The following is a 25,988-nucleotide window of genomic DNA, read 5'->3' on the forward strand; positions in this document are numbered from 1 at the left end:
ATAGTGATTTAAGTATACGGCGGCAGGCCGATTTATTAAGAAATGTGGAAAACTTTTTTACAAAATATTTACTTCTCTTTCTAATTCTATTCCAAAATTATTAAATACAGAATCAATTATTTCTTTAGAAACTTGAAATATTTCTTTTCCTGTAGCATTCCCTTTATTGGTAATCACTAAAGCTTGATTCTTCCAAATGACTACTTCTCCTATTTCTTTTCCTTTCCATCCACATTGCTCTATAAGCCAGCCTGCAGCTACCTTACTGTGCATTGTATCTATTGGATAGTTAACAATATTTGGGTAAGAAAGTTTTAAATTTTCCAATTGCGTATTAAGTATGATTGGATTTTTAAAGAAACTGCCCGCATTCCCAACTGTTTTAGGATCTGGCAATTTTTCTACGCGAATGAAGGAAACAACTTCAGCTATATCTTTAATAGTAGGATTTGATATCGCTCGCTTTGTTAATTCTGATTCAATAGCTCCATAGGAAGTATTTCTTTGTGTGTGAAGGTTTAATTTGTAAGTCACTGATACAATGATATAGCGACCTTTATGTTTGCTTTTGAAAATACTATCACGGTAGGAAAAACCACATTCTTTATTATTAAAGGTTTTGAATACTCCCGTTAATGTATCAAAGGCTCGGCATGTATACATTACGTCCATTAATTCAGTGCCGTATGCTCCAATATTTTGAATAGGAGAGGCGCCAACTGTTCCTGGAATCAAGGCCATGTTTTCTAAACCAGGAAAGTCATGCCTTACACAGTACCACACGAGGTCATTCCATACTTCACCTCCAGCAGCAGTGACGTAAATATTGGTTCCCTCAATAAAGTGTTGTATACCTTTAGTAGAAATTTTGATAATTGTTCCTTCAAAGTCAGTAGTAAACAGTACGTTACTGCCTCCTCCCAATACAAAAAAACGATTTTTGAAAATACCAGTGTTATATAATTCTATTAATTGTCTTTCATCTTTAATTTCAGCAAATTGTTTTGCTATTGCTTGAACGCCGAAAGTATTGTGTTTTTTTAAAAGTATATTTTGCTGTAGCTCCACGTTATTCTATATTTTTGGGGGATGAAATAAAATTAAAATGGTATATTTATTCCATTTATTCGCTATAAAGATAGCATAAGCGAAGCAATACCTAAAAAATAATTGAATATGGCTAATAATGCAGACGAAAAAAGAATAAGAATTTTGGAGACGGCGAAAAGACGCTTTGCCCACTATGGAATGGCAAAAACCACCATGGCGGAGATAGCGAAAGACTTGTCTTTTTCAAAAGCATTATTGTATTATTATTTCCCTGATAAAAATAGTTTATATGCTGCAGTATTGGAGCATGTCATTGAAGAATGTCAAGGTATTGTGGAAGATTCTATAGCGCATGTAAATAACGTTTTAGAAGGCGTAAATGCCGTGCTAGATGTTGGTATGAATTTCAAAAAAAAATATTTCTATCTATTAGAATATACGATTCTGATGCGCAAAGAATTGCCATCTGAATTGGATAGATTAATCATTAATTCATTTGAAAGTCAACGTAAAACTATTGAACAAATTTTTCGTATGGGGGTTGCTTCAGGAGAATTAAAATCCATAGATACTGAGGATACAGCACGTATATTCGTGTTTAGCACGTTGGGAATGCGCATGTCTGTATTGAAGGATTTTAAAAATGATTTTATTCCTGACAAATGCGAATTTGATGAAATCTTAGCTATGCAGAAAAAATTAGCAGAAATTTTTGTTGAAGGATTGAAAGCTTAGCCTTTAGAAAGAATTGTATCTATTATTAAATGCGCATGAACGCGTGAATTTTCAATAAACCATAAGTGTGTATTCAATCCACCACATACGACCCCAGCTAAGTACAATCCTTCTATATTTGTTTCCATAGTGGTGGGATTATGTTGAGGTATCATGGCGTCCACTTCGGGTACGTTGATGTTGAATTTTTTGAGCAATTCAAAGTTTGGGCGATAACCAGTTAATGCGAGCACAAAGTCATTGGGAATAGTTTTATAGCCATCTTTTGTACGAATAACAACTTCTCCTTCTCTTATTTCTGTCAATTTACTTTCAAAATATGCATCAATAGAGCCCTCAGCTATTCTATTTAAAATATCAGGACGAACCCAATATTTCACACGATGACTGATATCGTTTCCACGAATTACCAACGAAACTTTAGCCCCTTTGCGATAAGTTTCTAATGCAGCATCAATAGAAGAATTGCTGGCGCCGACCACTACGACATTCATCCCTGCGTAGTAATGCGGATCATTATAATAATGGGAGACTTTAGGTAGCTCCTCACCAGGGATATTTAGATACATTGGGATATCATAAAATCCAGTGGCTACAATTACATTTTTAGCTTTATAGAGCGCTTTTGATGTTCTAACATTAAAAATGTCGTTTGATTTATCACAATTTAAGACTTCTTCGAATAAGTGAGTATTCAATTTGTATTTGTCGTGTACTCGGCGGTAGTATTCCAAGGCTTCGGCTCTTTTTGGCTTCGGATTAGTAGTGACAAATGGAATTTCTTCGATTTCCAACCTTTCGGATGAAGAAAAGAAGGTCATATTGATAGGGTAATTATATATAGAGTTAACGATACAACCTTTTTCGATGATTAAGTGCGATAGATTATTATTTTTAGCTTCAATTCCACAAGCAATGCCAATTGGACCTGCGCCTATAATAAGTACATCGTAAATCATATTATCCATTTTAAATCTCTTTGGAAGCTAAAGTAGACACATTTTTTTGTAAATCTCCAGAAATTTTGGCTAAAAATTGTAATTGTTCTGTAATCAATATAGTGTCCTCATTATTCTCTTCTGAATGATTTTTCTCTACTGATTTTACATATTCTATTTTAGCGTATTCGGGTGATTCAATTTCGGCGATAGCACTTTCTAAGTATCCTAAAGATTTCGTAAGTAACTTGATATGCTCATTTGTATAATACTGATAATCGGTATTGTATATTTGAGTTAGTAATGTAGCTGTATAGGATGAAAATATATGATTTAATATCACAAATCTGTTGACATCCTTCGTGTTTTTTTGTCTCCATTTGGGCTCTGTTAGAAGGCGCTGAAATGTTGAGCCCATATTTGCAGAAGCAATATAGACTTCTTTACGTGCTAACTTGTATTCTATGACGGATATTTTTTTGTCGGATAAAAGAAGGATTGCTTGAGCCAAATATTTGTAATTTGCTACAAGTAAGCTGTGCATATTTTTTCTGATTTGAAAACTTTCCCAGTTGGGGAATATAATATAGCTGGAAATAAATGCAATAGATCCCCCTATGAAAGTATCCAAAATCCGCTCTTTTGCCATTTCCAATGTGTTTACTCCTGTAAAACTGAGCATAATCAGTACGTAAGGCGTCATAAATATTACCGCCATAATATAGTTTACACGGAATAGGCTGTAAGCTATTAAGAAAAATACAATGAGTATAACAAACCTGACCATTACATCTGGAACCGTGAAAAGGATAATACCTCCGATAATACCTCCAATAATAGTTCCGACTAATCGTTGTAAATTACGCTCTTTGGTCAATCCAAAACCAGGTTTGAGAATTACAAGGATTGTCAACAAAATCCAATAAGTCGTAAAGCTGGAATAGTTGAAAAAATTGAATAAAAAATAGGTGCTTGACAACACAATTGCCATCCGTAAAGCATGCCTAAACACACTTGATTGTAAACTTAAGTTATCTTTGAAATTTTGCCAATTTAGAATATCCCTATTGATAAATTTATTAGATTGTAGAATTTCTTCTTTCGTTACATCTCCAGCTTCAAATACTGCGTATTTAAAAACATTTCTCACGTGTTTAGTAATTGTACGAATATTAATGACGATTTTTTTAAGTGGAATAGAATTGACATTATTAGCTGAGTCATATTTCTCAATGCTAATTCTTAAGTGTTCTATTTCATGCTCATAATCATATAATGCCTGAGGGCGCTTATTCGCATGTAGTTTGTATGCAAAATGATCTAATTCATGTGCGATTTTATCTATAATACTTTTTATCTCTTCTAATATTCCAGAGTCAGCATACTTGGTTCTAATTTCTGAATAGTCATAATGGGTGGTCATACTTTGTTCGAATAAGTCGACCATTTCATTGAAAATCAAGGTCAAATAACGTCCTTCTTTAGTAGTATCTTTTATTGATCTTTTGCTTTGAAATAGAATATCTCTTGTGTTTTCTTGGTGTTCATTGACTCCAATTTGTTTTTCAATAAGCTTTAAATAGTTTTCATCTGCCTCTTTTCTCAAATCATAGAAATTAGCTTTTAGACGTAAATAATCCGCTACTTGTACGATAGTTTCCGAAAGTTCTTGTTGTGCCAATCGATAGGGGCGGACACGCATTAAGGAAAAGCTAATGAGCATATACCATAATGCTCCAATGATAAAGAGCCCTAAATACTGCATTTCTTGCTCAAAAGAAAACTGTGCATCGATGTTAATCAGCATAATCAAAATACCCATCATACCTACGGTTGCAGCCCTCGCATTGAAAACAGAAAACATACATAATATAAAAGAAAATAACGCAATGACTACAGTCATCAAATAGAGATAATCATTGGCTAAAGCAGTAACTAGAATGGTAATAATAGATATTACGGTACAATAGAACATTCCCCATTTGCGGTGCCTTGGTGCTCCAGGAGTATCGGATAACCCAATAATTAGCGCGCCTAAAGATATAAATGTTCCCATCAAAAATTCACCAAGAAGCGCACATACGACCACGGGAATTATTGTTCCTAACGTAATTCGTATTCCTTCGGCGAAATATTGACTATAAAAAAAACTGCTTAGTTCTTGTGTTTTTTTCATCGGGATTATGGTGTTTTGTATTATTTCATACTTGCTGTACAATTTACATTTTTGTTTCGGCTGAAAGAAATATTATTCCTTCTTAAAATGTACTTCCGATGTTCAAATGTGTAGTTTGAATTAGGTTTTTCAATAATTTTACCTTTATATTTATACATCAATTGTTATCTATATAAAATTTCATGCGAAAAAAAGCTTCCCTAAAGGATATTGCAAATAAGGCAAATGTGTCAATAGCTTTGGTTTCTTATGTCCTCAATGGGAAAAATACAAAGAAAATAAATGTAGAGACTGCGAATCGTATTAAGGAGATTGCAGATGAGCTACAATATCGACCTAATCAAATAGCTAAAAGTTTAAAAAGTAATAAAACATATACTATAGGATTAATAGTAGCGGATATTTCTAATTTTTTCTACAGTTATATAGCAGGTCACATTGAAGAGGAAGCTAATAATCGAGGTTATAATGTGTTGTTTGGTAGTGCATATGAAGATCCCAAGCGATTCAAAAAATTACTTCAAGTCATGATCGATCGTCAAGTCGATGGGTTGATACTCGCTATACCAGAGGGAGCAGATGATTGTTTTGATGATATTATTGATTCTGGCATATCTTACGTGTTGATTGATAGGGAATTTCCTTTTTGTGGTTCTCTCAAGACAGTTTGCTTGGACAATTATAACGCATCATCTTTAGTCGCTGAAAAATTAAAAAGTTTGAACTGTACTAGTGTAGCAGGAATAGCTTTACAAAGTAATTTATATCATTTGAAGGAGCGTACAAGAGGTTTTGTAGAAACTAGTAACTTATTTTTTGGGGAGCAAAATGTGCAAATGTATAGAGTAATAGAAGATCAATTGGCTGAATCCGTTTCAACCATTGTAAAAGATATCCTCGCTCAGAAATCTATTGATGGATTATGTTGTTTTACCAACAAAATTGCAATGGAAGTTTTACCACAACTTCTGAATAAGGTTGAGATTCCACAAGATATGCGTATCGTGTGTTTTGATGAAGTGGAAGCCTTCAGACTTTTTCCTCACAAACTTAGTGTGGTCAAACAGCCTTTATATGAAATGAGTAAAAAAGCTGTGGAATTATTGTTCGATGATTCCAAGAATGATAAGGTAGTTCATTATCTAAACGCAACAATAACCGATATGAATACGTAGAATAAGCAATTTATTCTGTATTGGCTACCTGATGAGTAACAAACAATTTATACAATTATTAAGTATATTAAAACGCTTCTGCCATTAAGATACATTTTCCGAAGTAGATATAATTCTATTAAGTGTTCTATTTATGGATTAATTTTTTTTGTAATTTTTCCATTATACTATTTTATTTAAACGTTTAAATAGCTAATTTTAGATTTCCAATTATAAATACTATGAAACAAGCAGTATTGCAATCTGCCGAAGAAATTATATTTCATGATGTAGACTTTATAGCCGATTTGGCACGTAACGAAATATTAGTTCATATTAAAAGGATAGGAGTATGCGGATCAGATATTCATGCTTATAAAGGTAAGCATCCGTTCACACCTTTGCCAGTGGTACAAGGACATGAGTATAGTGCTGAAGTAATAAATGTCGGAAGTTCAGTTTCAAAATTCAAAAAGGGAGATAAAGTAACTGGTCGGCCACAGCTTACTTGCGGAATGTGTAATCCATGTAAAAGTGGGAAATACAATGTCTGTCAAGAGCTTAAAGTTCAAGGTTTTCAAGCGCCTGGTGTAGCTCAAGATTATTTTATTCTTCCAGAAGATAGAGCTTACAAGATTAATGGGCAGGTTTCTTTTGATGAAATTGCATTGATTGAACCAGCTGCTGTGGGTGCACACTGTACTTCGCTTATCGAGGATATTCATGCTAAAAATATAGTGATTTCCGGTGCGGGACCTATTGGGATATTGATCGCACAATTTGCGAAAGCAAAAGGGGCTAAGCGTATTGTTGTTTCCGATTTTAATCCATTTCGTTTAGAAATGTTACACAAACTTGGGATAACGGATACCATAAATTTGAGAGAAGAATCTTTTGGCAATGGTGTACGTCGAATTTTGGGTGATGATGGCTTCCAGGTTGGGATAGAGGCTGTAGGTCACCAAGCTGCATTGGATGATTTGGTCGCTCATGTGGAGAAAGGTGGTGAAGTAATCATTGTAGGTGTTTATGAGGAATTTCCTCGTGTCAATATGGGATTTGTTGGAGAGTATGAATTGACTCTCAAAGGAAGTATGATGTATAAACATGAAGATTATGAGGAAGCTATTGAATTTCTTAATACCAATAAAATCAATGTTAAAGATATGATTACGCATACATTTGAATTCTCTGACTACAATAAAGCGTATAAATATATAAATGATAATCCAAATGAAACTTTAAAAGTAATTATAAACGTAAATGATTAATATCCATAAAATTATGAAAAATAAAAAGTCGCTAGTCCTCATTTGCTTTCTATTATTCATTGCGCTTTTTTCAAGCTCAATTTATGCTCAAAATAGAGAGGTGAAAATATTTGCACATAGAGGTGGAATGTTAGAATATGACGAAAATACAATTTCTGCCTTTCAAGAAACGTTCAACAAAGGAATTCGGGGGTATGAAGTCGATATCCGAATGACAAAAGATGGTTATCTTGTTTTATTTCATGACGACAACTTCAAAAGAATTATTGGGACTGAGGGTTCTATCGAAGAATCCACTTTGGCAGAAATCAAAAAAATGAAAACATTGAAAGGAAATCCAATTCCTTCATTAGATGATTTTTTGAATTTCTTAAAAGATAAAGAAGGACTGTATGTAGAATTTGAGATGAAAACCCAAAAGTCCTATTACAATGAAACTGTTTTGGCGAAATATTGCTCTGAATTATATAACAAAGTAAATAAAATAAAAAGATCAAAGGATACGTATCTATTTACTTCATTTGACAAAAGACCACTTCGCTTATTGAAAGCAAAAGATGCGAATGTAGACTTGTTGTTCATTAAATCCGAAGGATTGACACAAGCAGTACTAGATGAAGCGAAAGAATTGGGTATTAATAGACTTGGCTGCCGCGTAGAGAAGACTACTAGAGACATGGTTAAAAATGCTAAAGACCAAGGATTTATTGTAAGTCTTTGGCCTGGAAGAAATATAAATGATTTCTTGTTAGGAGTTAGTCTAGGGAGTGATATGTTATGTACTGATATTCCTGTCGAAGTGATGGAATGGGTAAAGAAACAAGGATCTTGGATTACATTGAAGTAATATAATATGATTAGGTACAAACACTTAAGCTGCTTATGTCTGATTATTAGTTTGTTGTTTGGATGTATCCCAAAAGAAGAAAAAAGGTCAAACAAAAGCACTAGTTCTTCAACTAGAAATGCAGCATTGCTAAGTTCAGAACGAGACCTTTCTGCTATCAAAGTTGGGTATTGTGGACCATCTATGGTTGCTCCATATTATGTGGCTTTGGAAACAATAGTAAAAGAGACAGTTCAGCATTATGGGATGACTTATTATACTGCCGATGGCCAAGAAGATGTAGCGAAGCAAGTAGCAGCCATTGAAGATTTATTGTCTAAAGGTATTGATGCTTTGATTATTAATCCCTTAGATCCAAAGGCTGTAGTTCAAGTCGTAAACCGAGCTCATCAACAAGGTGTGAAGATATTTGTTGTGGATTCTATGATAGATCCATCAGCAGAATACATATCTTCTATAGTTGCTAATAATATGATGAATGGCGAACTTTTAGGTTTGTGGCTTGCCGAACAAAATATTGCAGAGCCTAAGATTGCGATTATTTCAGGAAATCAAGGAAATCCAGTTGGTAGAGAGAAAAGATTAGGATTTATTCGCGGATTGGCAGATGGACAATTACATAAAAATGCAAAGACTAATTTCAGAGTCGTAGCACATGGTTGGGGTAAATGGAACAATAACGGTGGTGTGAAAGCCATGGAAGATATTTTGGTTGCGCATCCATATGTTAATGTTTTGTTTGCGGAGAATGATGCCATGGCAATGGGAGCTGCAAAAACTATCAAAGAGATGGGCAAAGAAAAGGATATTACCGTAATAGGTGTAGATGGACAAAAGGAAGCCTATGAAATGATGAAGGAGGGACGGTTAGCAGCAACAGCACAAAATAGTCCAAAGATACTTGGTGAATTAGTAGTTCAAGCTCTTGTTCGATATTTGAATGGTGATGAATCTGTTGAAAAAACCATTTATACACCGTCGGTGCTTATATCAAGGTCTAATGTGGAAGATTTTTATGATCAAAAAGCACTTTTCTAATAATAAGTAACCATTATGTTAAAACTAACCAATGTTTACAAATCTTATGGTGGCGTAAAGGCACTTCAAGGTGTTGACTTAGAGGTGAAGGGAGGAGAGATTCATGCGCTATTGGGAGAGAACGGTGCAGGTAAGTCTACTTTGATGAAAGTAATTTCAGGAGCTATTGCATATGATTCTGGAAATATTTCATTCATTAATAAGGAGGTGAAAACAAATAATCCGCATATTTCCAAAGAGTTAGGAATTAGTATCATCTATCAAGAGTTCTCTCTTATTCCAGATCTTACTGTCGCAGAAAATATTTTTTTTGGAAATAATACTTACAAATGGATTAAGTGGGAACAACTTTATAAGGAAGCGCGAGAATTAATTCAATCTTTGGGGTTTGATATTGATGTGAGAAAAATCACATCAGAATTGTCTATTGCACAACAACAAATTGTAGAAATAGCTAAGGCATTATCCAAATCTATAAAATTGCTCATTTTGGATGAACCATCAGCTGTATTAGGTTCAGAAGAGATAAAAAAATTATTCACACTACTAAAGAAACTCAAAGAAAAGGGAATAGGAATAATCTATATTTCACATCATTTGGAGGAATTAATTGAATTAACTGACCAGGTTACCATTCTTAAGGATGGAAAAACAATTGGTACTGTGCGTACTGCAGATGTCAATAAAGATATTTTGATTAGTATGATGGTTGGGCGAGAACTCAATCAATTGTATCCAGTCAAGAACCCAACTTTTAAATTTGATAACCCAATTGAAATCAAAGGATTCAACTCAAAACACTTTAATTCTCCTTTGAATTTTAAAGTTTACAAGGGAGAAATATTGGGTATTGGAGGTTTAGTAGGATCTAGCAGAACTGAAATTTTGCAAAGTTTATTTGGAAATTTTCCTATTGATGAGGGAACTATTGAAGTGGATAATACTTCGTTCAAGCCTACAAATATTTCGTCTATGTTGACCAGAGGTTGGGGTATGGTACAAGAGGATCGAAAAGCTTTAGGTGGAGTATTGGAGCGAAGTATTAAAGAAAATATCAGTTTGGCTAATTTGAAGAAAGTATCGAATCGATATGGTTTCATTAATCCTAACAAAGAAAAGCTAGTTCTCGATGAATTGATAACGCGATTGAAGATTAAGATGGGCAATGCGGAGGATAATTTGTCATCCTTGAGTGGTGGAAATCAACAAAAAGTTATATTGGCAAAGTGGCTGAACCGAGAATTAAGGGTTCTATTGATCGATGAACCTACACGAGGAGTAGACGTTGGAGCACGTTATGAGATCTATCAGATATTACAAAATTTGGCATATAGTGGTGTATATATCATCATGGTTTCTTCAGACATGGAAGAGCTATTAGGTATTTCGGATCGTATTATGATTATGAAATCAGGTACTATAAGTGGAATATTAGAACGTAAAAATTTCAGTGAAGAGTCTTTGCTGAGGATGGCAATAGGCGCTAACTAATTAAAACCTATGAAAAATTATATTTTAAAGAATAATACTTTAATCATTTTTATACTGTTGCTTTTTGTCTCTAGTATACTTTCAGATTCATTCTTGACTATTACCAATATAAGTAACTTGTTGCGTCAAGTAGCGCCGATAGGTTTGGTTAGCATCGGAATGTTTTTGGTGATTTTGACTGGTGGTATTGATTTATCAGTAGGGTCTATTTTAGCATTTATCGGTGTTGTGTTTGCCTTATTGTCTTACGAAGTTTATTATCCTGTAGCTTTATTACTCTCTATTATTTTTGGGATTTTGTGCGGTGTTATTTCTGGTTATTTGGTTGCTTATCAGTACATCGCATCTTTTATAGCTACATTGGCAATGATGACTATTGTTCGTGGCGGTGGATTTTTGCTGTCTAAAGGAGCCCCAATTACTGTCGGCGAGCATTCTTCTAGTATTTTGACATTAGCCAATGGTACATTTTTAGGTATTCCCTATTCTGCTATCATATTATTTGTTTCATTTGGTATAGTTTACGTTTTACTCAAATATCATGTTTACGGAAGAAAAGTAATCGCATTAGGTTCTAATGAAGAAGCTGTTCGTCTTTCGGGAATAAATGTGAAGCAAATAAAAATGTCTGTATATGTATTGGCAGCATTGCTGACCACAATAGCAGCATTATTAATGGTAGGAAGAACTGGTGTAGGTACGCCAAATGTTGGGGTTGGGATGGAGTTGGATGCAATTGCTGCGGTTGTGATTGGGGGAGCAAGTCTATCTGGTGGTAAAGGCACTGTTTTTCACACTTTATTGGGTGTTTTTATTTTAGGAATGATTGGCAATATCATGAATCTTTTGGATGTTACTTCTTATTTGCAACAATTAATTAAGGGTGTAATTATCATTTTAGCAGTAATATTTCAAAAAAGATAAGCTAATAATACAAATGAATTTTTTGAATAAACAAACCATAAAGTCTTTACCACAAGCGTTTGATGTACTAAGCGTGTCTGAAAATAAAGAGGTAGACAATGCTATAGTCCATATTGGTGTGGGAGGATTTCATAGATCGCATCAAGCTTTTGCATTGGCGCAGTTAATTTCACAAGATCCTGTGAAATATGCCAAATGGAGAATTACAGGCGTAGGCGTAATGCCGCAAGATAAGGAGTTGATTGCGAATTTCAGAGAGCAAGACTATTTATATACATTGAGGATGGTGAATGCGGACGGAGAAGAGAAGTTAATGGTAATCGACGCTATACAAGATTTTTTGCATTTAGATTGTGAATTAAATAAAATTATAAAAAAGATAGCGAGTGAACATACAAAGATTGTTTCTTTAACCATTACAGAAGGAGGTTATAATTATGATTTCGAAAAGGATGCTTTTAAGATTGAGAATGAGAACATCATTCATGATTTAAACAACAAACAGCATCCTAAAACGGTATTTGGTTTGTTAGCAAGGGCTTTAGAATACAGAATGTCAAATACTAATTCGTCTATTGTACTGCTTTCCTGTGATAATATAATCGGAAATGGAGAAATCCTCCGTAAATCATTGTTATCTTTTCTAGAAGGTTATGATAGGACATTAAGAGATTGGGTCAAAACAAATGTATTTTTCCCAAATTGTATGGTCGATAGAATTACACCAGTTCCCAAGAAAAATGATGTGGAAGATTTAACTAACCGATTTCAAGTGAAGGATAATTGTTTGGTCGTATCAGAAGATTATTTTCAATGGGTAATTGAAAAAGGTAAATATCTATCCGAGTTTCCTCCTTTACAATTGGTTGGTGTAGAATTCGTAGATAAAGTGTTGTATTACGAAAAGATGAAATTAGGGATCTTGAATGGTGGACACACCTTAGTGGGATTATTAGGATATGCATTAGGTTATAACACGATTCACGATGCCGTATTGGATCCTATGATTTCTTCTGTGTATAATGCTTATGTGCATGAAGAGGTGATACCTGTATTGTCACCCATTTCTGGAGTTGACTATCATGAGTATTATGAAAAGGTAAAAACTAGGTTTGCTAATGCGATGATCAATGATAGTACGGATAGAATTATCTCTTTCTCTTCGGACAAATTTCCCAAGTTCATATTGCCAATTTATCAAAGTCAATGCGAACTTCATAAACCAAAGATAAGATATGTGAGCATTATTGTTGCGGCTTGGTGGTATTATCTTCGCCAAAATCAAATTGAAAATGGTATGAGCCATGTTCAAGATAGTTTGAAAGGGGAATGGTCTATAATTTTTGATGACGAAGATAGTTCTGCACTCAAATTTATCGAATACAATCCTGTATTTGGAGATATGGGTAAAAATGAACTTTTTTTGAGTTTCTATTTGGAAGCCATTAACCATTTCAAAGCAGGTACTTTTAAAAAGTATCTTAATAATTTACACTTAACTAGATAAGATTTTGAAACATACTGTTATAGGATTTGGAGAGGTGTTATGGGATTTACTTCCTGAGGGCGCCCGTATCGGAGGTGCACCGCTCAATGTTTGCTACCACCTTAATAAAACTGGTTTGAATAGTTTTATTATAAGTCAAGTGGGGAAGGATGAACTGGGAGATAAAATATTGTCTGAGATTAAAAATTTAGGAGTCAATGCAGATTACTTGATACAAATTCCGCATTATCCAACATCTACTGTGGAAGTATCTTTGGATGCCAAAGGAAGTCCCAAATATACCATAGTGGAAAATGTCGCCTGGGATTATATATCTTTTAATCAGGGTGTTGCATGCCAAATAGCAAAAGCTGATGCTTTTGTTTTTGGTAGTTTGGTAGCAAGAAACCAACATTCCTATCAAACACTTTTGAAGTACGTAAGTTCTTCTACTTATACGGTTATGGATGTGAATTTAAGATTTCCATTTTATACGAAAGAAATCATTTTTAATTTGTTACATCATGTTGATTTGCTTAAAATAAATGATGAGGAAATTAATATAATAGGGAAGTGGGCTGGAATAGAAAGTGAGGATGAATTGGCTATATGTAAGTATTTGATTGCTACATTTCCAAAAATGAAAGAAATATTACTTACCAAAGGATCTCAAGGTGCGCTCTATTATTCTTCAGACATAATAGTACGTATAGGTATTTACGAAGTCCAAGTCGATGATACAATAGGCGCTGGTGATTCTTTTTTAGCGGCTTTTCTAGCCAAAAAACTTCAAGGTGAACAAATTCAAACGTGTATGGAAGAGGCGGCTTTAGTTAGTGCTTTTGTAGCAAGTAAATCGGGAGCTAATCCTATTTATTCAAAGGACGATTTGATCAATTTCAAAAAAACACATATCCTAAAAAAGCCATTGCAGTAATTTACAATGGCTTTTAAAATGTTAGCGTGGTAGGTATATTAGTTTTTTACTACTTCAACGTTAATAGTGATTTCAACTTCTGGAGCAACTGCAAACACGCCTGTAGGCAACTTGTCTGCATAGTTAATTCCATAATCAAAACGGTTAATTGAAGTAGTCGCTGTAAATCCAGCTCTTGTCATTCCCCAAGGATCTGTGATGATTCCGTTATTTTGAACAACTTTAAATGTTACTTTTTTAGTAACATCACGGATTGTTAAATCACCCGTTAATGTATATTTTCCTTTTTTGCCTTTCAATACCGAATTTTCCAATTTCATTGTCGGGAATTTTGCTGCACTAAAGAAATCGTCAGATTTTAAGTGATCATCACGCATTTCTACACGTGTATCGATGCTATTCACATCAATCGTGAAATTGACTTTTGAATTATTGAAATCTGTTGCAGAAGTTGACTCTACATTACCTTCTAATTTTTTGAATTGTCCGTCTACAAATGCAATTCCTAAATGTTTTACCTCAAAACGCGCGTTCGTGTGCGCAGGATCTACAGACCATTTTACTTGTGCTACCGCAACATTAGTAAATAGTACAAAAGCTGCTAAAATGTTAAATAGTGTTTTCATATATTTCTTATTTGCTGACAAAGTTGACCTTTTAAAATAGTTCTAAACTTAATCTATATTAAGAAATACAATTATTGTTATGATAAGATTTAAACTAATCAATGCCTTCCCACCAGTTAGGATACTTTTTATAATTATCTAATGAAACGATTTCACCCATTTTAGGAGTCAACAAAGGGAAGTTTTGTTTTTCGGCTTCTTGAGTTACACGAATTAAAGGCTCGTCCCAAGCGTGATTTGCTAAGGGAAATTTAGAAGAATGCACTGGGATGGTGTAAGTTGTTTTTAAATCATGTGACGCTTGAATCACTTCTTCGGGCATCATATGAATGTATTTCCACATCTGATTGTATTGTCCATTTTCCAAAATAGCGAAATCAAAAGGCCCATATTTTTCACCTATATCTTTGAAATGTTTCCCATAGCCACTATCTCCACCTATGTAAATTTTCTTAGAATTAGTTTGTAAAATAAATGAGGACCACAATGTCGTATTTCGAGTAAATGTACGTCCGGAAAAATGTCGAGATGTCGCAGAGGTAAACTCAATGCCATCGACTTTAGCATGTTCACCCCAATAAAGTTCGGTGATTTGGGAAGCAGGATATCCCCATTTTTCTAAATGGGCTGCAACTCCTAAACCAGTGACGATATATTTTACCTTATCTTTCAAACTCATAAATGTATTGTAATCTAAATGATCCCAATGGTCATGGGTAATCACCATAATATCTATTTCGGAGAAATCATCCGCTGAATAATTATAAGTTAATGGAAAAGCTTTTACACTTATTCGTATAGGAGAGGCGTACTCACTAAATACGGGATCGACCAATATTCGCTTTCCATCTAACTGCAAGTAATATGATGAATGCCCGAACCAGACGTATACATTGCTATCCAAAGGAATGTTTTTCAAATCCGATTTAATGACGGGAAGAGCAACGGATGGTGAATTTCGTACTTTTTTACTAAAGAAGAAACCGCGAAGCATATCTGAATAGGATGTGCCTTCTGCCAAGGCCGGTGTAAATTCTAAATTATCGAAAGCTCCATTTTTGTAATTAGGGGCATTTTGCATCCGAATTAGGCGATCGCCAGAAGCATTCACACCAAAGCGATCTGATCGCATATATAGAAATCCTCCAATAAGGATGATAACAAGGAGAAGTATAATGAATAACATAGTGAATTTGAATATTTTTCTTAACATAATACGTCTAATGTAGACTATTTTTTAATTATATACTCAAATTAATTGTAACGATTTTTTTATTCAGAACTTAATCAATTAGACATTTTGTTTACATATCTTGAGCACTCAATCATACAAAAACTATTATGAAGATTAGTCTACTAATCACATTTGCGATTTGCACATTATTAAGTTACGGTCAAGAGACTATTGTATTCGCGTCTGGTGAAGATGGTTACGCAAGTTATCGTATACCGGCTATTATTAAAAATAAGGATGGTAATCTATTAGCCTTTGCCGAGGGACGCGTCGATCATGCTGGTGACTATGGAAATGTCGATATTGTATACAAAATCAGTCAAGATAATGGTAAAACTTGGGGGGCACTACAAGTAGCAGCGGATTATGATAAATTACAAGCTGGAAACGCAGCACCTGTTGTCGATTTATTAGATCCCAGATTTCCTAAAGGGCGGATTTTCCTATTTTACAATACGGGCAACAATCATGAATATGACGTAAGAGCTGGTAAAGGTTTGCGTGAAGCTTGGTACATTACATCTACCGATGGTGGCAAATCTTGGTCTTCGCCCGTAAATATTACTACACAAGTACATAGGCCAAAAATGCCTCATATCAATATCGCATATAATTTCTCAGAAGATTGGAGAGCATATGCAAATACTCCAGGACATGGCTTACAGTTTGATTCAGGAAAATATAAAGGACGTATTTATATTCCAGCAAATCATTCTTTTGGTAATCCTAAGCCTGATGGCAAAGATTATTTTGCACACGCCTACTATTCTGATGATCATGGTGATACATTCAAAATAGCTGATAAAATCACATTTGAGGGAGGTAATGAGAGTATGGCAGCACAAATTTCATCAAAAGAGCTGTATATGAACTCACGAAATCAGCAAGGTAATGTTAGAAGTCGTATTGTTAGTTGTTCGAATGATGGAGGTGTGACATGGGATACTACTTTTTATGATAGAAATTTGCCTGATCCTGTGAATCAAGGTAGTACTTTATCATGGAAGAAAGGTAATAAGTATATTTTGGCTGTAAGCAATGCTGCCGATGAAAAATTAAGAGACAATTTAGTGCTTCGTCTATCAAAGGATAAAGGAAAAACTTGGTACTTCAATAAAGTTGTGGCTAAAAGCCCAGAAGGTTATAAAGGGGGCGCATGGGCAGCCTACAGTGATATAGTCTTAGTAAAGAAGAATACAATTGGTGTATTGTATGAAAAAGATGGTTACAAAGAGATTGTGTTTTCTGTAGTGAAAGTCAAATAATTTAAATTAGTATCAAAAAGAGTAGTTCGTTTATTTTTATAAACGAACTACTCTTTTTGATCTAAAACTTTAGTTAAGGATATCATTTACATATTTAATCCATTCGTAAGTATGGATGCTTTTGTCTATATAATAGTCTGGTTGTATTCCTTTATTATCTATTTCGAAATCCGGAATACGCATACTTCTGGTAAGGCAATATCCAAGTTTAAATTCTTTACATGGAGAATCAATAAAATACATATTGGAAATATCTAAGACACCAAACGTAGTAGTGCCAAAAAGTTTAACTTTCTTACTTTGCTTTGCAGCTAACAAAAATTGTTCATCAGTACTTCCATTATTTTGGTTAATAATTATTCCTATGTTTTTGGGAAATTCGTACACCGTGTCCTGTTTAGTATAAAACACCACGCTATCTTGCAGGTTCACAAATTTTCCATGATTATTTTCTAATGTATCGTATGCTTTTTTTATATGAACTTTTTCTTCTTCAGCAATATTATATGCAGGGTTGGTAATGAATTCAATCATTCTTTGATTGTTAAGAGGTGTAGATAAGTATTCAACACCTACATTACGTATTGGATTAGTGTATAAGAATGGAATTATTTCACTATAACTTCTATCGCTTCCTCCTGTGCCATTAGTAATATCAATTATCAGGTTTTCTGTCGAAAGTATAATTGATTTATTAGCCGTTATAACACTATCTATTTTTGTTTTTTCGGAGTAATTAAAAGATGGAATTCTAAAATATAGCGTCTTATTGTTCAACCTCTCAATATAAGGGATTGATGATTTTTGTGATTTAAAATACTGTTCATAATAGGGATCGACTTCGAATGTAGGGTAAAGTCTAGTTAATACTATATCGCCAATTTTTAAATGATTATTACCGATTAAAATTACAGATTGAGATTCTACAGGAGTGCGATCCCGTAAATAAAATATTGATTTATATTTATCTTTTTCAATATCGATTTTAAATTTTATATCACCTTTTGCCCAAGTTTCAAGACTTGATTCAATTATAAATCCAATATATTGCCAATTAACTTTCTTTACACCTATCTTATAGGGATCGGTCCACCAAATTCCTTCAAAGTCAGCTATTCCTTTTTCACTTAACACGTTGGTGAATACATCTATATTTGTCGAATATTTTTCACTTATAGCGTTAATCTTAGTGTTAGATTGAATTGAAATATTTTGATTAGATAGTTGTGGAGAATTAAGTTGTATCGCAATATGACCAGAGCGAAAAAAGGTTAACCACTCATATAATATAGGGCCACATTCAGATAAGGTTTTCGCAGACTTCACTTTCTCTAGTATTTTTTGATTATGCGTTTGGTAAGCAGGAATTCCTTTTCGGGAAACAGCATATTCAAAACCAGCATCGTTTTCTTCAAATGTTTTTTTTAACCATTCGAAATTCTTTAAGCAATCACAATTTTGTGCCCTGGTTTCGAAATTAAAATTTAATAAAATGATTGTTAGGATAATTGTTGCGATTCTTTTCATTTCTGTCATTTTTATTAAAGACGATAGGAATTCTTGATTCGTTGCATGTGAATTAAAATATTTTCTATATAATAACTACGCAAAGCATAGGCTCAATTTTTATTTGAAGCATTTCTTTTTAATTGATATCCTCAATAATTTGATCACTTGTTTTGTTTTTTCTTTTCATCGAAACTGCATAGTTGAAAAGTTTCGTCTCTTCAGTGAAGTATTAACACGTATTTAAGAAAGAGGCAAACAATGTTGAATAGCACCACATCCCGAAAATGCATCTTGATTTATTAGGTGTATAAATTTATTTCTTTTATAAATTTTAAGTTTTATTGTAGGTAAAAATTTAATTTTTACTTTTTTTTACTTACCACATATTTTATTTGGAAAAAACTTCTTCACTTAATAATATTTCAAAATTTACTTATTGAATCTAATCTTAATATGGATTTTACACGTAATTAACATAGTAAGTATACTTTTGTTTCAACTCAGGAAAATATGAATAAAGGTTATTAATCTTATCGAATGTTTTAAAACATTATCATTTGTCGTTTTTTATATGTTTTATTTTATTTATTTTTATTAATTTTTTACATGAAATCTAAAACTTTTGTTTATATTAGAGGCAACCAATTAAAAATATCTATATACTATACATTTACATTACTTAAAATTATGAGAAACACAAAACCATTTTGGTGTATTTTTCTGATGTTTTACCTATTTCAGTCATGTGCTGATAATGAGGTAAATAGTAAGGCGGACTATGATCCAAATAAGCCCGTTAAGTTAACATCATTCTTTCCCAAAGAGGGAGGAGCCAAAGATAAAATTTTATTAAGCGGTGAAAATTTTGGTTCTGATCCGGATAAGATAAAAGTTTATTTTAATAACGCGAGAGCTGCTGTAGTATCTTCTAGTGGTAATAAAATATATGCTATCGTGCCAAGGTTACCTGGAGAAAACCCAAAGATTTCCGTTGTTGTAGGTTCTGATTCTATCGCATTTGATGAAACATATGTGTATAATATCCAAGCTCAAGTAAGTACTGTTACTGGTACTGGAGATAAAACATTCCTAGCGGGGACATTAGATCAAGCAAAAGTGTATGGTAAGTATTTGGATCTTGACGCACAGGGGAATTTGTTTATGACTTGGAGAGATGGTGGTTCATACGGTGTAGCACGAATCAATGAAAAGGAAAATATAGTAACTGCATTATATCAAGCTGCATCATCACCAAATCCATATGCAAATGGAGTGACTGTTGATCGTGGAACAGGTATTATGACTGTATCACATGAGTCTGTGGCAGAAGTGTTCTTCTCATTTGATCCTCGTGAAGCATGGACTTTACGCCAAAGAAATGCACAGTTCTCAGCAGCTGATTATGGTAAAATTGTTCAAGCAGATCGTTATGCAAACTTTGTAACTTTTTGTCCTTATGATGGGTATTTGTATACACGTTTTAGAGATGGGCATATTGCAAAGATACATCCTGAAACATATGCAGCAACAATTGTACATAAAGGGCCTTACGGGTCACAATATGGTCAAGCAATAAATCCTGCAAAACCGTGGGAACTATATATTACACTTCATAGTAATGCAACTCCTATTGAGGCACGTCAAGGTATTTTAGTTTTGGATTTAAGAGATCCTGATGGAACTGGTGGTTTCAAGAGAATTAATGCACCAGGTGGTGGTGGATTTCGAGATGGTCCCGTAGCAGATGCAATTTTCAACTTGCCTAAAGATATTAAGTTTGATAATGACGGTAATATGTTCATTGCTGATTATGGTAACCACTGTATTCGAATGTTGTCGGCAGACGGAATTGTTTCGACAGTAGCGGGACAACCAACTAAAGCTGGTTATAAAGATGGTGGACCAATAGAGTCTTTATTTAATCAACCATGGGGAGTAGCTGTAAACGATCAAGGTGATATTTATATCGCTGATTGGAATAATGCACGTATTCGCAAACTAGTAATTGAATAACTAAACCTATTATTTGTATCATGAAGTTCATTTATGTTCTGTGCATAATTCCATTATGCTTATGGATCACTGTATCGTTTGGTCAACAAACAGAAGAGTTAACTATTGCGGGAACGGTAGTTAATGAAACGGGAGAGCCTATTAATAAAGTGTCAATTTATGTCAAAGATAAGCCTACGGGAGCTACTGCGACAGACGATCAAGGAAAATTTTCAATCAAGGCTGTATATGGTGACAGACTTGTATTTACATATGTTGGATATGAAACAGTGGAGCATCTTGTCGTAGCATCTACTGCAGATTTAATTATTGAATTGTCCGATAAAAACGTAGAGGTAGAAGAGGTTGTAGTAGTCGGATTAGGTGCTCAACAGCGAAAAATTAGTTCTGTAGGAGCTATTACGACAGTCGATGTGAAGCAATTGCAAAGTCCAGCACCTTCTATGGCGAATCTCTTAGGTGGGCGTGCAGCTGGTGTTATATCTATGCAAAGTTCGGGAGAGCCGGGAGCTAATATTGCAGATTTCTGGGTGCGTGGTATTGGAACTTTTGGTGCTAATGCAAAGGCGCTCGTGCTTATCGATGGATTAGAGGGTGATTTAAATACTATTGACCCTGCTGATGTAGAGAGTTTCTCTATATTAAAAGATGCGTCAGCAACAGCTGTATATGGTGTAAGAGGTGCGAATGGGGTTGTTTTAGTGACAACAAAAAGAGGTACTGTAGATAGGATTCAGATTACGGGTCGTGTTAATTCTACCTTGTCTCATTTGAATAGATTGCCTGAGTACCTTGGAGCGTATGATTATGCATTATTAGCTAATGAAGCGAGTGCTGTTCGCGGCGGTGAAATAATGTTTAATGAAACTGAATTAGGAATTATCGAAAACAATTTAGATCCGGATATGTATCCCAACGTAAATTGGCAAGATGAAATCTTAAACAAAAGTTTCTGGCGTCAAAGCACCTATGTGTCTGGACGTGGCGGATCTGAAGTAGCTAGATATTTCCTAAGTTTGGGAGGTAATAAAGAGACAGCGGCATATAAAGTAGACAAAAATAGTATCTATAGTTCAAACGTAGGCTACAACACATACAATTATCGTGTAAACTTAGATATAAATCTTACAAAGAGTACAAAAGTTTTCTTAGGTTCGGATGGTTTCTTATCGCAACATACCCAGCCTGGTATTGCCAATACCGATTATATTTGGAAAACACAATCAACATTAACTCCAGTTTCGATTCCTATTCAATATTCAAATGGCTTATTACCAGGTGTAGGTAGTGGTGAGCGATCGTCACCATACGTAATGATTAACCGTACAGGTAAAGCTGCCAACGAATGGTATAAAGGGAAGGCGACTCTTGCTATTGACCAAGATTTATCAAGTTGGGTTGACGGGTTAAAAATTAGAGCACAAGGTGCTTATGATATTCATAGCAACTTTTATGAGCGTAGATATATCCAACCTTCTTTGTATGAGGCAACAGGGAGGAATTTTGACGGCTCGCTTGTGATGGTGCAAAAAGTACAAGAAAGACCTGCAGCTTATAGTAAATCTTTAGCACAATGGCGTAAATACCACTTTGAATCAACAATAAACTATAGTAAACAATTTAATGAAGATCATCGTACGTCTGCTCTCATTTATTATTATTTGAGTGACGCAAAAGATACGCGTGATGCGACTAATAATTTAACAGCTATTCCAGTAAGGTATCAAGGGGTGTCGAGCCGTTTTACCTATGGATATAAAGATACGTACTTATTAGATGCAAACTTTGGATATACAGGATCAGAAAACTTTCAACCAGGACGTCAATATGGTTTCTTTCCATCAATTGCGGTTGGTTGGGTGCCTACTGGGTATAAATTCGTACAAGAGCAAATGCCATGGTTAGATTATTTCAAAATCAGAGCATCTTATGGTACTGTAGGTAATGACCGTATCATCAATTCTGTACGTTTCCCTTATTTGACTAAGGCGGATATAGATGCGGGAAGTGTGTGGGGTATTCCTAATATTGAAACAATCAATGAGACACGTATTGGCGCTGATAACTTAGCATGGGAACGCGCGATAAAATCAAACTTAGGTATTGAAGGTAAATTATTTAATAATAAAATAGACTTCGTTGTAGATATATTTGAAGATCAGCGTAATGGAATTTTTCAGCCACGTGTGCAAGTGCCAGATTACGTGGGTGTAATTTCAAATCCTTACGCAAACGTAGGGCGTATGAAAAGTACGGGCGCTGATGGTAATATTACCTATACAACCAATTTGTCTAACGATATGACATTGACGCTACGTGGTAACTTTACTTATTCTAAGAACGTAGTTCAAAACTGGGAGCAAGCATATCTAGAATATTCATACTTGGAGTACAACGGATATCCTTACAATTCTATACGTGGATACCATGCTTTGGGATTGTTTAAAGATGAAGATGATATTAAATATAGTCCAACTCAAACTTTTGGAGTAGTATTACCAGGAGATATTAAGTATAAAGATGTGAATGGTGATGGTATAATTAATACACTTGATAAAGTGCCTATTACCCATAGTAATTATCCATTGACAATGTATGGTTTTGGTGGTGAATTCCGTTATAAAAACATTTCATTGGGTGTACTAATGAAAGGAACTGGAAAAACGTCATTCTTTTATGTTGGACAACCAATGTCTTATCAAGGAGTGACTGAAAGTACAGGAATGGGATATATGCCATTTTTTGGAGGAACGGATGGAAACTTGATTACATTAGTTAATGATCCTGCTAATAGATGGATACCAAGAGAATATGCTTTGGCTAATGGCATTGACGTATCGTTAGCGGAAAATCCTGATGCAAGATTTCCACGTATGCAATATGGAAATAATAGTAACAATAGTCAATTGTCTACATTCTGGCAAGATGATGCAAGGTATTTAAGATTGCAAGAGGTAACGGTAAGTTACAATGTAAGGCCAAAATTCCTACGTAGAGTAGGTGTGAAATCTATGGATTTACAGTTTGTAGGTAGCAACCTTTATATCTGGGACAACGTAAAATTATATGATCCAGAGCAAGCTGCTTGGGGAGGTAGAAAATACCCTATACCAGCGACATATTCGTTGCAAGCATATATCAATTTTTAGACGCTTAGACTTAAATGAAAGACATGAAAACCTCAATAATTATAAGACGAATTACAAAGGTAGCTATCGCATTGCAACTTTTGGTAACAGTGACCTCTTGTAAGGATTACTTAAATATAGATAATTACTTTGATGACGAGTTTAATATCGATTCTGCTTACGCTAATACACGATATATAGAAGCATATATGTGGGGAGCTGCAGCAATGTTTCCGGATGAATCAAATACTATTCGTAATAACTATACTCCTGGTCCCATGGCAACAGATGAAGCCATCAATGGATTAACAGGTACTGGTACAGCCAATATTTATTATGGGATGGATTTTGTAACTGGTAATATCACTCCAGATCATTATGGTGCGAATGGTACATTAAATCAATGGGGAAGATATTATAAAATAATCCGAAAATGCAACAATGTACTAGCGAATATTGACAAACCACAAGATATGACATATACTGACAGAAGTCGTATAGAAGGTTATACACGCTTTATTCGTGCCTATGCATATTACAATATTTTAATAGATTTTGGTCCACCTATTCTTTTAGGTGATGAAATCGTAAATACAAATGAAAGTATTGAATATTACGACAGACCACGAGCTACTTATGATGAAGCTATGGAATACATCTGTGAAGAATTCGAAAAGGCAGGAGTATTATTGCCAACAACAGTAGGACTATTGAACTTTGGGCAACCAACCAAAGGAGCAGCTTATGCTTTGATTGCTAGACTACGTTTAATTCATGCAAGTCCATTATTTAATGGTGGCGCCGCTGCAAATTCTTATTTTGGAAACTGGACAAGATCGTCAGACGGTCTACATTATGTATCTCAGCAATATGATGAGCGTCGTTGGGCTGTAGCTGCTGCAGCTGCTAAACGAGTAATGGATATGGGAATGTATAGACTTTACACAGTTCCTGCAGACGAAAGAACTCCAATATTGCCTGCTAATGTAACATCAGATCCAAACTTTTATAATGCATATCCAAATGGTGCATCAGGTATAGATGCATTCAGATCATATTCAGATGTATTCACTGGAGAAGCTGTAGCAGCAATCAACCCTGAATATATATGGGGAAGAAATACGGCTTATTTAAACACGAATATTAATCAAGGTGCTACTCCTCCAACATTAGGTGGATGGGGACGCTTTGCAGTACCTCAAAAAATTATTGATTCATACTTAATGGATGATGGTCGTACAAGAGAGGAAGCTAGAGGTTCTACGTATTTCGAAACAGTTGCCGATCTACCTGCAGGAGGTGTTTATGATGATCTATTTACGACACAACCACGTAATTTTTCGGGATATCCTATGAATTCTGGAATCTATAAAATGTATGCAAATAGAGAAATGCGTTTCTATGCGTCAATTGGTTTTAATGGAGCTATTTGGCAAGCATTGTCTAGTACTACTTTAAATAATCATACTGCTAAATATTTTTATCAAGAAGCAGATGGCAGAGGTGGTGTGTCAGCGTCTTCTCCAAATTATCCTTTAACTGGATATGTGATTAAGAAATGGAATCATGCTTACGATGCTATAAATGGTACTGGTGCACGACAATTGCCTAAGGCATATCCTATTATACGTTATGCGGAGATTTTATTGTCTTATGCCGAAGCTTTGAATAACCTTACAAGTAGTCATACTGTAGAATTAGGTGGACAATCTTATGTCTTGAATCGAGATGCTGATGAACTTAAGAATTCATTTAATGCAGTAAGATACAGAGCAGGATTACCAGGTCTGTCATCAATGCAATTAGCAAGTAGAGATGAAGTTCAAAACCAAATTGAGCGTGAAAGAATGGTGGAATTCCTTTGGGAAAATAGACGTTTCTATGATGTACGTAGATGGGGAATTTATGAGGAAACAGAAAGAGAACCAATTATTGGTATGAATCCAGATGGACCAGATAGAGAATCATTCTATAGAAGAGTTTCTCCGGGTACATCCTCATTTTTAACACGTCAAGTAGACAAGAGATATGTTTGGGTTCCTATTCCACGTGCTGAGATGAGAAGATTACCTTCATTGGATCAAAACCCAGGGTATAATTAGTAAGATATTAATTAAGATAATTATATGGGCTTATTACAAATTATTTTAGTCTTAAGTCCATTAA

Annotated in this window: 19 protein-coding genes; 13 read left to right on the forward strand and 6 right to left on the reverse strand. The window is 34.5% G+C overall.

Features of this window, described 5'->3' with window-relative positions; all coding sequences use genetic code 11:
- Positions 1–57: 57 nt before the first annotated feature.
- Positions 58–1,068 carry a UDP-N-acetylmuramate dehydrogenase gene (gene murB, locus GOQ17_RS04660; protein WP_159635483.1) on the reverse strand — a complete coding sequence of 337 codons (1,011 nt, stop codon included), beginning with the start codon at positions 1,066–1,068 and terminating at the stop codon, positions 58–60.
- A 108-nt stretch (positions 1,069–1,176) separates the two neighbouring features.
- Between murB and GOQ17_RS04665 the strand changes: the two genes are divergently transcribed.
- Positions 1,177–1,785: a TetR/AcrR family transcriptional regulator gene (locus tag GOQ17_RS04665; protein WP_159635486.1), complete on the forward strand. Its 609-nt coding sequence runs from the start codon at positions 1,177–1,179 to the stop codon at positions 1,783–1,785.
- On the opposite strand, the gene GOQ17_RS04670 is transcribed toward GOQ17_RS04665, so the two are convergent.
- Positions 1,782–2,744 (reverse strand): YpdA family putative bacillithiol disulfide reductase, encoded by a 963-nt coding sequence (locus tag GOQ17_RS04670; protein WP_159635489.1) that lies wholly within the window; start codon positions 2,742–2,744, stop codon positions 1,782–1,784. The genes GOQ17_RS04665 and GOQ17_RS04670 overlap by 4 nt on opposite strands.
- 10 nt (positions 2,745–2,754) lie before the next feature.
- A complete protein-coding gene (locus GOQ17_RS04675) occupies positions 2,755–4,899 on the reverse strand; it encodes an FUSC family protein (protein WP_159635492.1) in 2,145 nt (714 codons plus the stop codon).
- Positions 4,900–5,081: 182 nt separating this feature from the next.
- Between GOQ17_RS04675 and GOQ17_RS04680 the strand changes: the two genes are divergently transcribed.
- From GOQ17_RS04680 to GOQ17_RS04715, 8 genes are all read left to right on the forward strand, one after another.
- Positions 5,082–6,074 carry a LacI family DNA-binding transcriptional regulator gene (locus GOQ17_RS04680; protein WP_159635495.1) on the forward strand — a complete coding sequence of 331 codons (993 nt, stop codon included), beginning with the start codon at positions 5,082–5,084 and terminating at the stop codon, positions 6,072–6,074.
- 221 nt (positions 6,075–6,295) lie between these two features.
- The gene (locus GOQ17_RS04685; protein ID WP_159635499.1) at positions 6,296–7,324 is read left to right on the forward strand and encodes a zinc-dependent alcohol dehydrogenase; all 1,029 of its coding nucleotides are present in this window, start codon (positions 6,296–6,298) and stop codon (positions 7,322–7,324) included.
- A 13-nt stretch (positions 7,325–7,337) separates the two neighbouring features.
- Entirely contained in the window at positions 7,338–8,171 is an 834-nt protein-coding gene (locus GOQ17_RS04690) for a glycerophosphodiester phosphodiesterase (protein WP_159635502.1), read from the forward strand.
- A gap of 6 nt (positions 8,172–8,177) precedes the next feature.
- Positions 8,178–9,209, forward strand: coding sequence for a substrate-binding domain-containing protein (locus GOQ17_RS04695; protein ID WP_159635505.1), 1,032 nt, complete (start codon positions 8,178–8,180; stop codon positions 9,207–9,209).
- Positions 9,210–9,224: 15 nt separating this feature from the next.
- Entirely contained in the window at positions 9,225–10,700 is a 1,476-nt protein-coding gene (locus GOQ17_RS04700) for a sugar ABC transporter ATP-binding protein (RefSeq protein ID WP_159635508.1), read from the forward strand.
- A 9-nt stretch (positions 10,701–10,709) separates the two neighbouring features.
- Positions 10,710–11,624 carry an ABC transporter permease gene (locus tag GOQ17_RS04705; RefSeq protein ID WP_159635511.1) on the forward strand — a complete coding sequence of 305 codons (915 nt, stop codon included), beginning with the start codon at positions 10,710–10,712 and terminating at the stop codon, positions 11,622–11,624.
- Between the two features lie 13 nt (positions 11,625–11,637).
- Positions 11,638–13,131, forward strand: a complete 1,494-nt coding sequence (locus GOQ17_RS04710; protein ID WP_236537056.1) for a mannitol dehydrogenase family protein — start codon at positions 11,638–11,640, stop codon at positions 13,129–13,131.
- A gap of 4 nt (positions 13,132–13,135) precedes the next feature.
- Positions 13,136–14,047 (forward strand): carbohydrate kinase family protein, encoded by a 912-nt coding sequence (locus tag GOQ17_RS04715; protein ID WP_159635517.1) that lies wholly within the window; start codon positions 13,136–13,138, stop codon positions 14,045–14,047.
- 38 nt (positions 14,048–14,085) lie between these two features.
- Here GOQ17_RS04715 and GOQ17_RS04720 read toward each other — a convergent pair whose 3' ends face one another.
- Entirely contained in the window at positions 14,086–14,673 is a 588-nt protein-coding gene (locus GOQ17_RS04720; protein WP_159635520.1) for a YceI family protein, read from the reverse strand.
- Positions 14,674–14,767: 94 nt separating this feature from the next.
- The gene (locus tag GOQ17_RS04725) at positions 14,768–15,859 is read right to left on the reverse strand and encodes an MBL fold metallo-hydrolase (protein WP_159635523.1); all 1,092 of its coding nucleotides are present in this window, start codon (positions 15,857–15,859) and stop codon (positions 14,768–14,770) included.
- A 155-nt stretch (positions 15,860–16,014) separates the two neighbouring features.
- On the opposite strand from GOQ17_RS04725, the gene GOQ17_RS04730 reads away from it, so the two are divergent.
- Complete coding sequence (locus GOQ17_RS04730; RefSeq protein WP_159635526.1) at positions 16,015–17,172, forward strand: sialidase family protein; 1,158 nt, start codon at positions 16,015–16,017, stop codon at positions 17,170–17,172.
- A 69-nt stretch (positions 17,173–17,241) separates the two neighbouring features.
- Here GOQ17_RS04730 and GOQ17_RS04735 read toward each other — a convergent pair whose 3' ends face one another.
- The gene (locus GOQ17_RS04735) at positions 17,242–18,699 is read right to left on the reverse strand and encodes a S41 family peptidase (RefSeq protein ID WP_159635529.1); all 1,458 of its coding nucleotides are present in this window, start codon (positions 18,697–18,699) and stop codon (positions 17,242–17,244) included.
- A 669-nt stretch (positions 18,700–19,368) separates the two neighbouring features.
- Between GOQ17_RS04735 and GOQ17_RS04740 the strand changes: the two genes are divergently transcribed.
- From GOQ17_RS04740 to GOQ17_RS04750, 3 genes are read left to right on the forward strand one after another with little or no spacing between them, the layout of a single operon-like run.
- Positions 19,369–20,694 (forward strand): IPT/TIG domain-containing protein, encoded by a 1,326-nt coding sequence (locus GOQ17_RS04740; RefSeq protein ID WP_159635532.1) that lies wholly within the window; start codon positions 19,369–19,371, stop codon positions 20,692–20,694.
- A 20-nt stretch (positions 20,695–20,714) separates the two neighbouring features.
- Positions 20,715–23,843: a SusC/RagA family TonB-linked outer membrane protein gene (locus GOQ17_RS04745; RefSeq protein ID WP_159635535.1), complete on the forward strand. Its 3,129-nt coding sequence runs from the start codon at positions 20,715–20,717 to the stop codon at positions 23,841–23,843.
- Between the two features lie 23 nt (positions 23,844–23,866).
- Positions 23,867–25,924, forward strand: a complete 2,058-nt coding sequence (locus tag GOQ17_RS04750; protein ID WP_159635538.1) for a RagB/SusD family nutrient uptake outer membrane protein — start codon at positions 23,867–23,869, stop codon at positions 25,922–25,924.
- Positions 25,925–25,988 lie beyond the last annotated feature (64 nt).

The organism is Sphingobacterium composti, assembly GCF_009829075.1.
GTDB lineage: Bacteria > Bacteroidota > Bacteroidia > Sphingobacteriales > Sphingobacteriaceae > Sphingobacterium > Sphingobacterium composti.

Excerpts from the sequence above, each read along its gene's own strand:
- GOQ17_RS04675 (WP_159635492.1), bottom strand. The coding sequence starts at position 4,899 with ATGAAAAAAACACAAGAACTAAGCAGTTTTTTTTATAGTCAATATTTC.
- GOQ17_RS04745 (WP_159635535.1), top strand. The coding sequence starts at position 20,715 with ATGAAGTTCATTTATGTTCTGTGCATAATTCCATTATGCTTATGGATC.
- GOQ17_RS04665 (WP_159635486.1), top strand. The coding sequence starts at position 1,177 with ATGGCTAATAATGCAGACGAAAAAAGAATAAGAATTTTGGAGACGGCG.
- GOQ17_RS04725 (WP_159635523.1), bottom strand. The coding sequence starts at position 15,859 with ATGTTATTCATTATACTTCTCCTTGTTATCATCCTTATTGGAGGATTT.
- GOQ17_RS04705 (WP_159635511.1), top strand. The coding sequence starts at position 10,710 with ATGAAAAATTATATTTTAAAGAATAATACTTTAATCATTTTTATACTG.
- GOQ17_RS04740 (WP_159635532.1), top strand. The coding sequence starts at position 19,369 with ATGAGAAACACAAAACCATTTTGGTGTATTTTTCTGATGTTTTACCTA.
- GOQ17_RS04720 (WP_159635520.1), bottom strand. The coding sequence starts at position 14,673 with ATGAAAACACTATTTAACATTTTAGCAGCTTTTGTACTATTTACTAAT.
- GOQ17_RS04670 (WP_159635489.1), bottom strand. The coding sequence starts at position 2,744 with ATGATTTACGATGTACTTATTATAGGCGCAGGTCCAATTGGCATTGCT.
- GOQ17_RS04690 (WP_159635502.1), top strand. The coding sequence starts at position 7,338 with ATGAAAAATAAAAAGTCGCTAGTCCTCATTTGCTTTCTATTATTCATT.
- GOQ17_RS04685 (WP_159635499.1), top strand. The coding sequence starts at position 6,296 with ATGAAACAAGCAGTATTGCAATCTGCCGAAGAAATTATATTTCATGAT.
- GOQ17_RS04700 (WP_159635508.1), top strand. The coding sequence starts at position 9,225 with ATGTTAAAACTAACCAATGTTTACAAATCTTATGGTGGCGTAAAGGCA.
- GOQ17_RS04680 (WP_159635495.1), top strand. The coding sequence starts at position 5,082 with ATGCGAAAAAAAGCTTCCCTAAAGGATATTGCAAATAAGGCAAATGTG.
- GOQ17_RS04750 (WP_159635538.1), top strand. The coding sequence starts at position 23,867 with ATGAAAACCTCAATAATTATAAGACGAATTACAAAGGTAGCTATCGCA.
- GOQ17_RS04735 (WP_159635529.1), bottom strand. The coding sequence starts at position 18,699 with ATGAAAAGAATCGCAACAATTATCCTAACAATCATTTTATTAAATTTT.
- GOQ17_RS04710 (WP_236537056.1), top strand. The coding sequence starts at position 11,638 with ATGAATTTTTTGAATAAACAAACCATAAAGTCTTTACCACAAGCGTTT.
- GOQ17_RS04695 (WP_159635505.1), top strand. The coding sequence starts at position 8,178 with ATGATTAGGTACAAACACTTAAGCTGCTTATGTCTGATTATTAGTTTG.
- GOQ17_RS04730 (WP_159635526.1), top strand. The coding sequence starts at position 16,015 with ATGAAGATTAGTCTACTAATCACATTTGCGATTTGCACATTATTAAGT.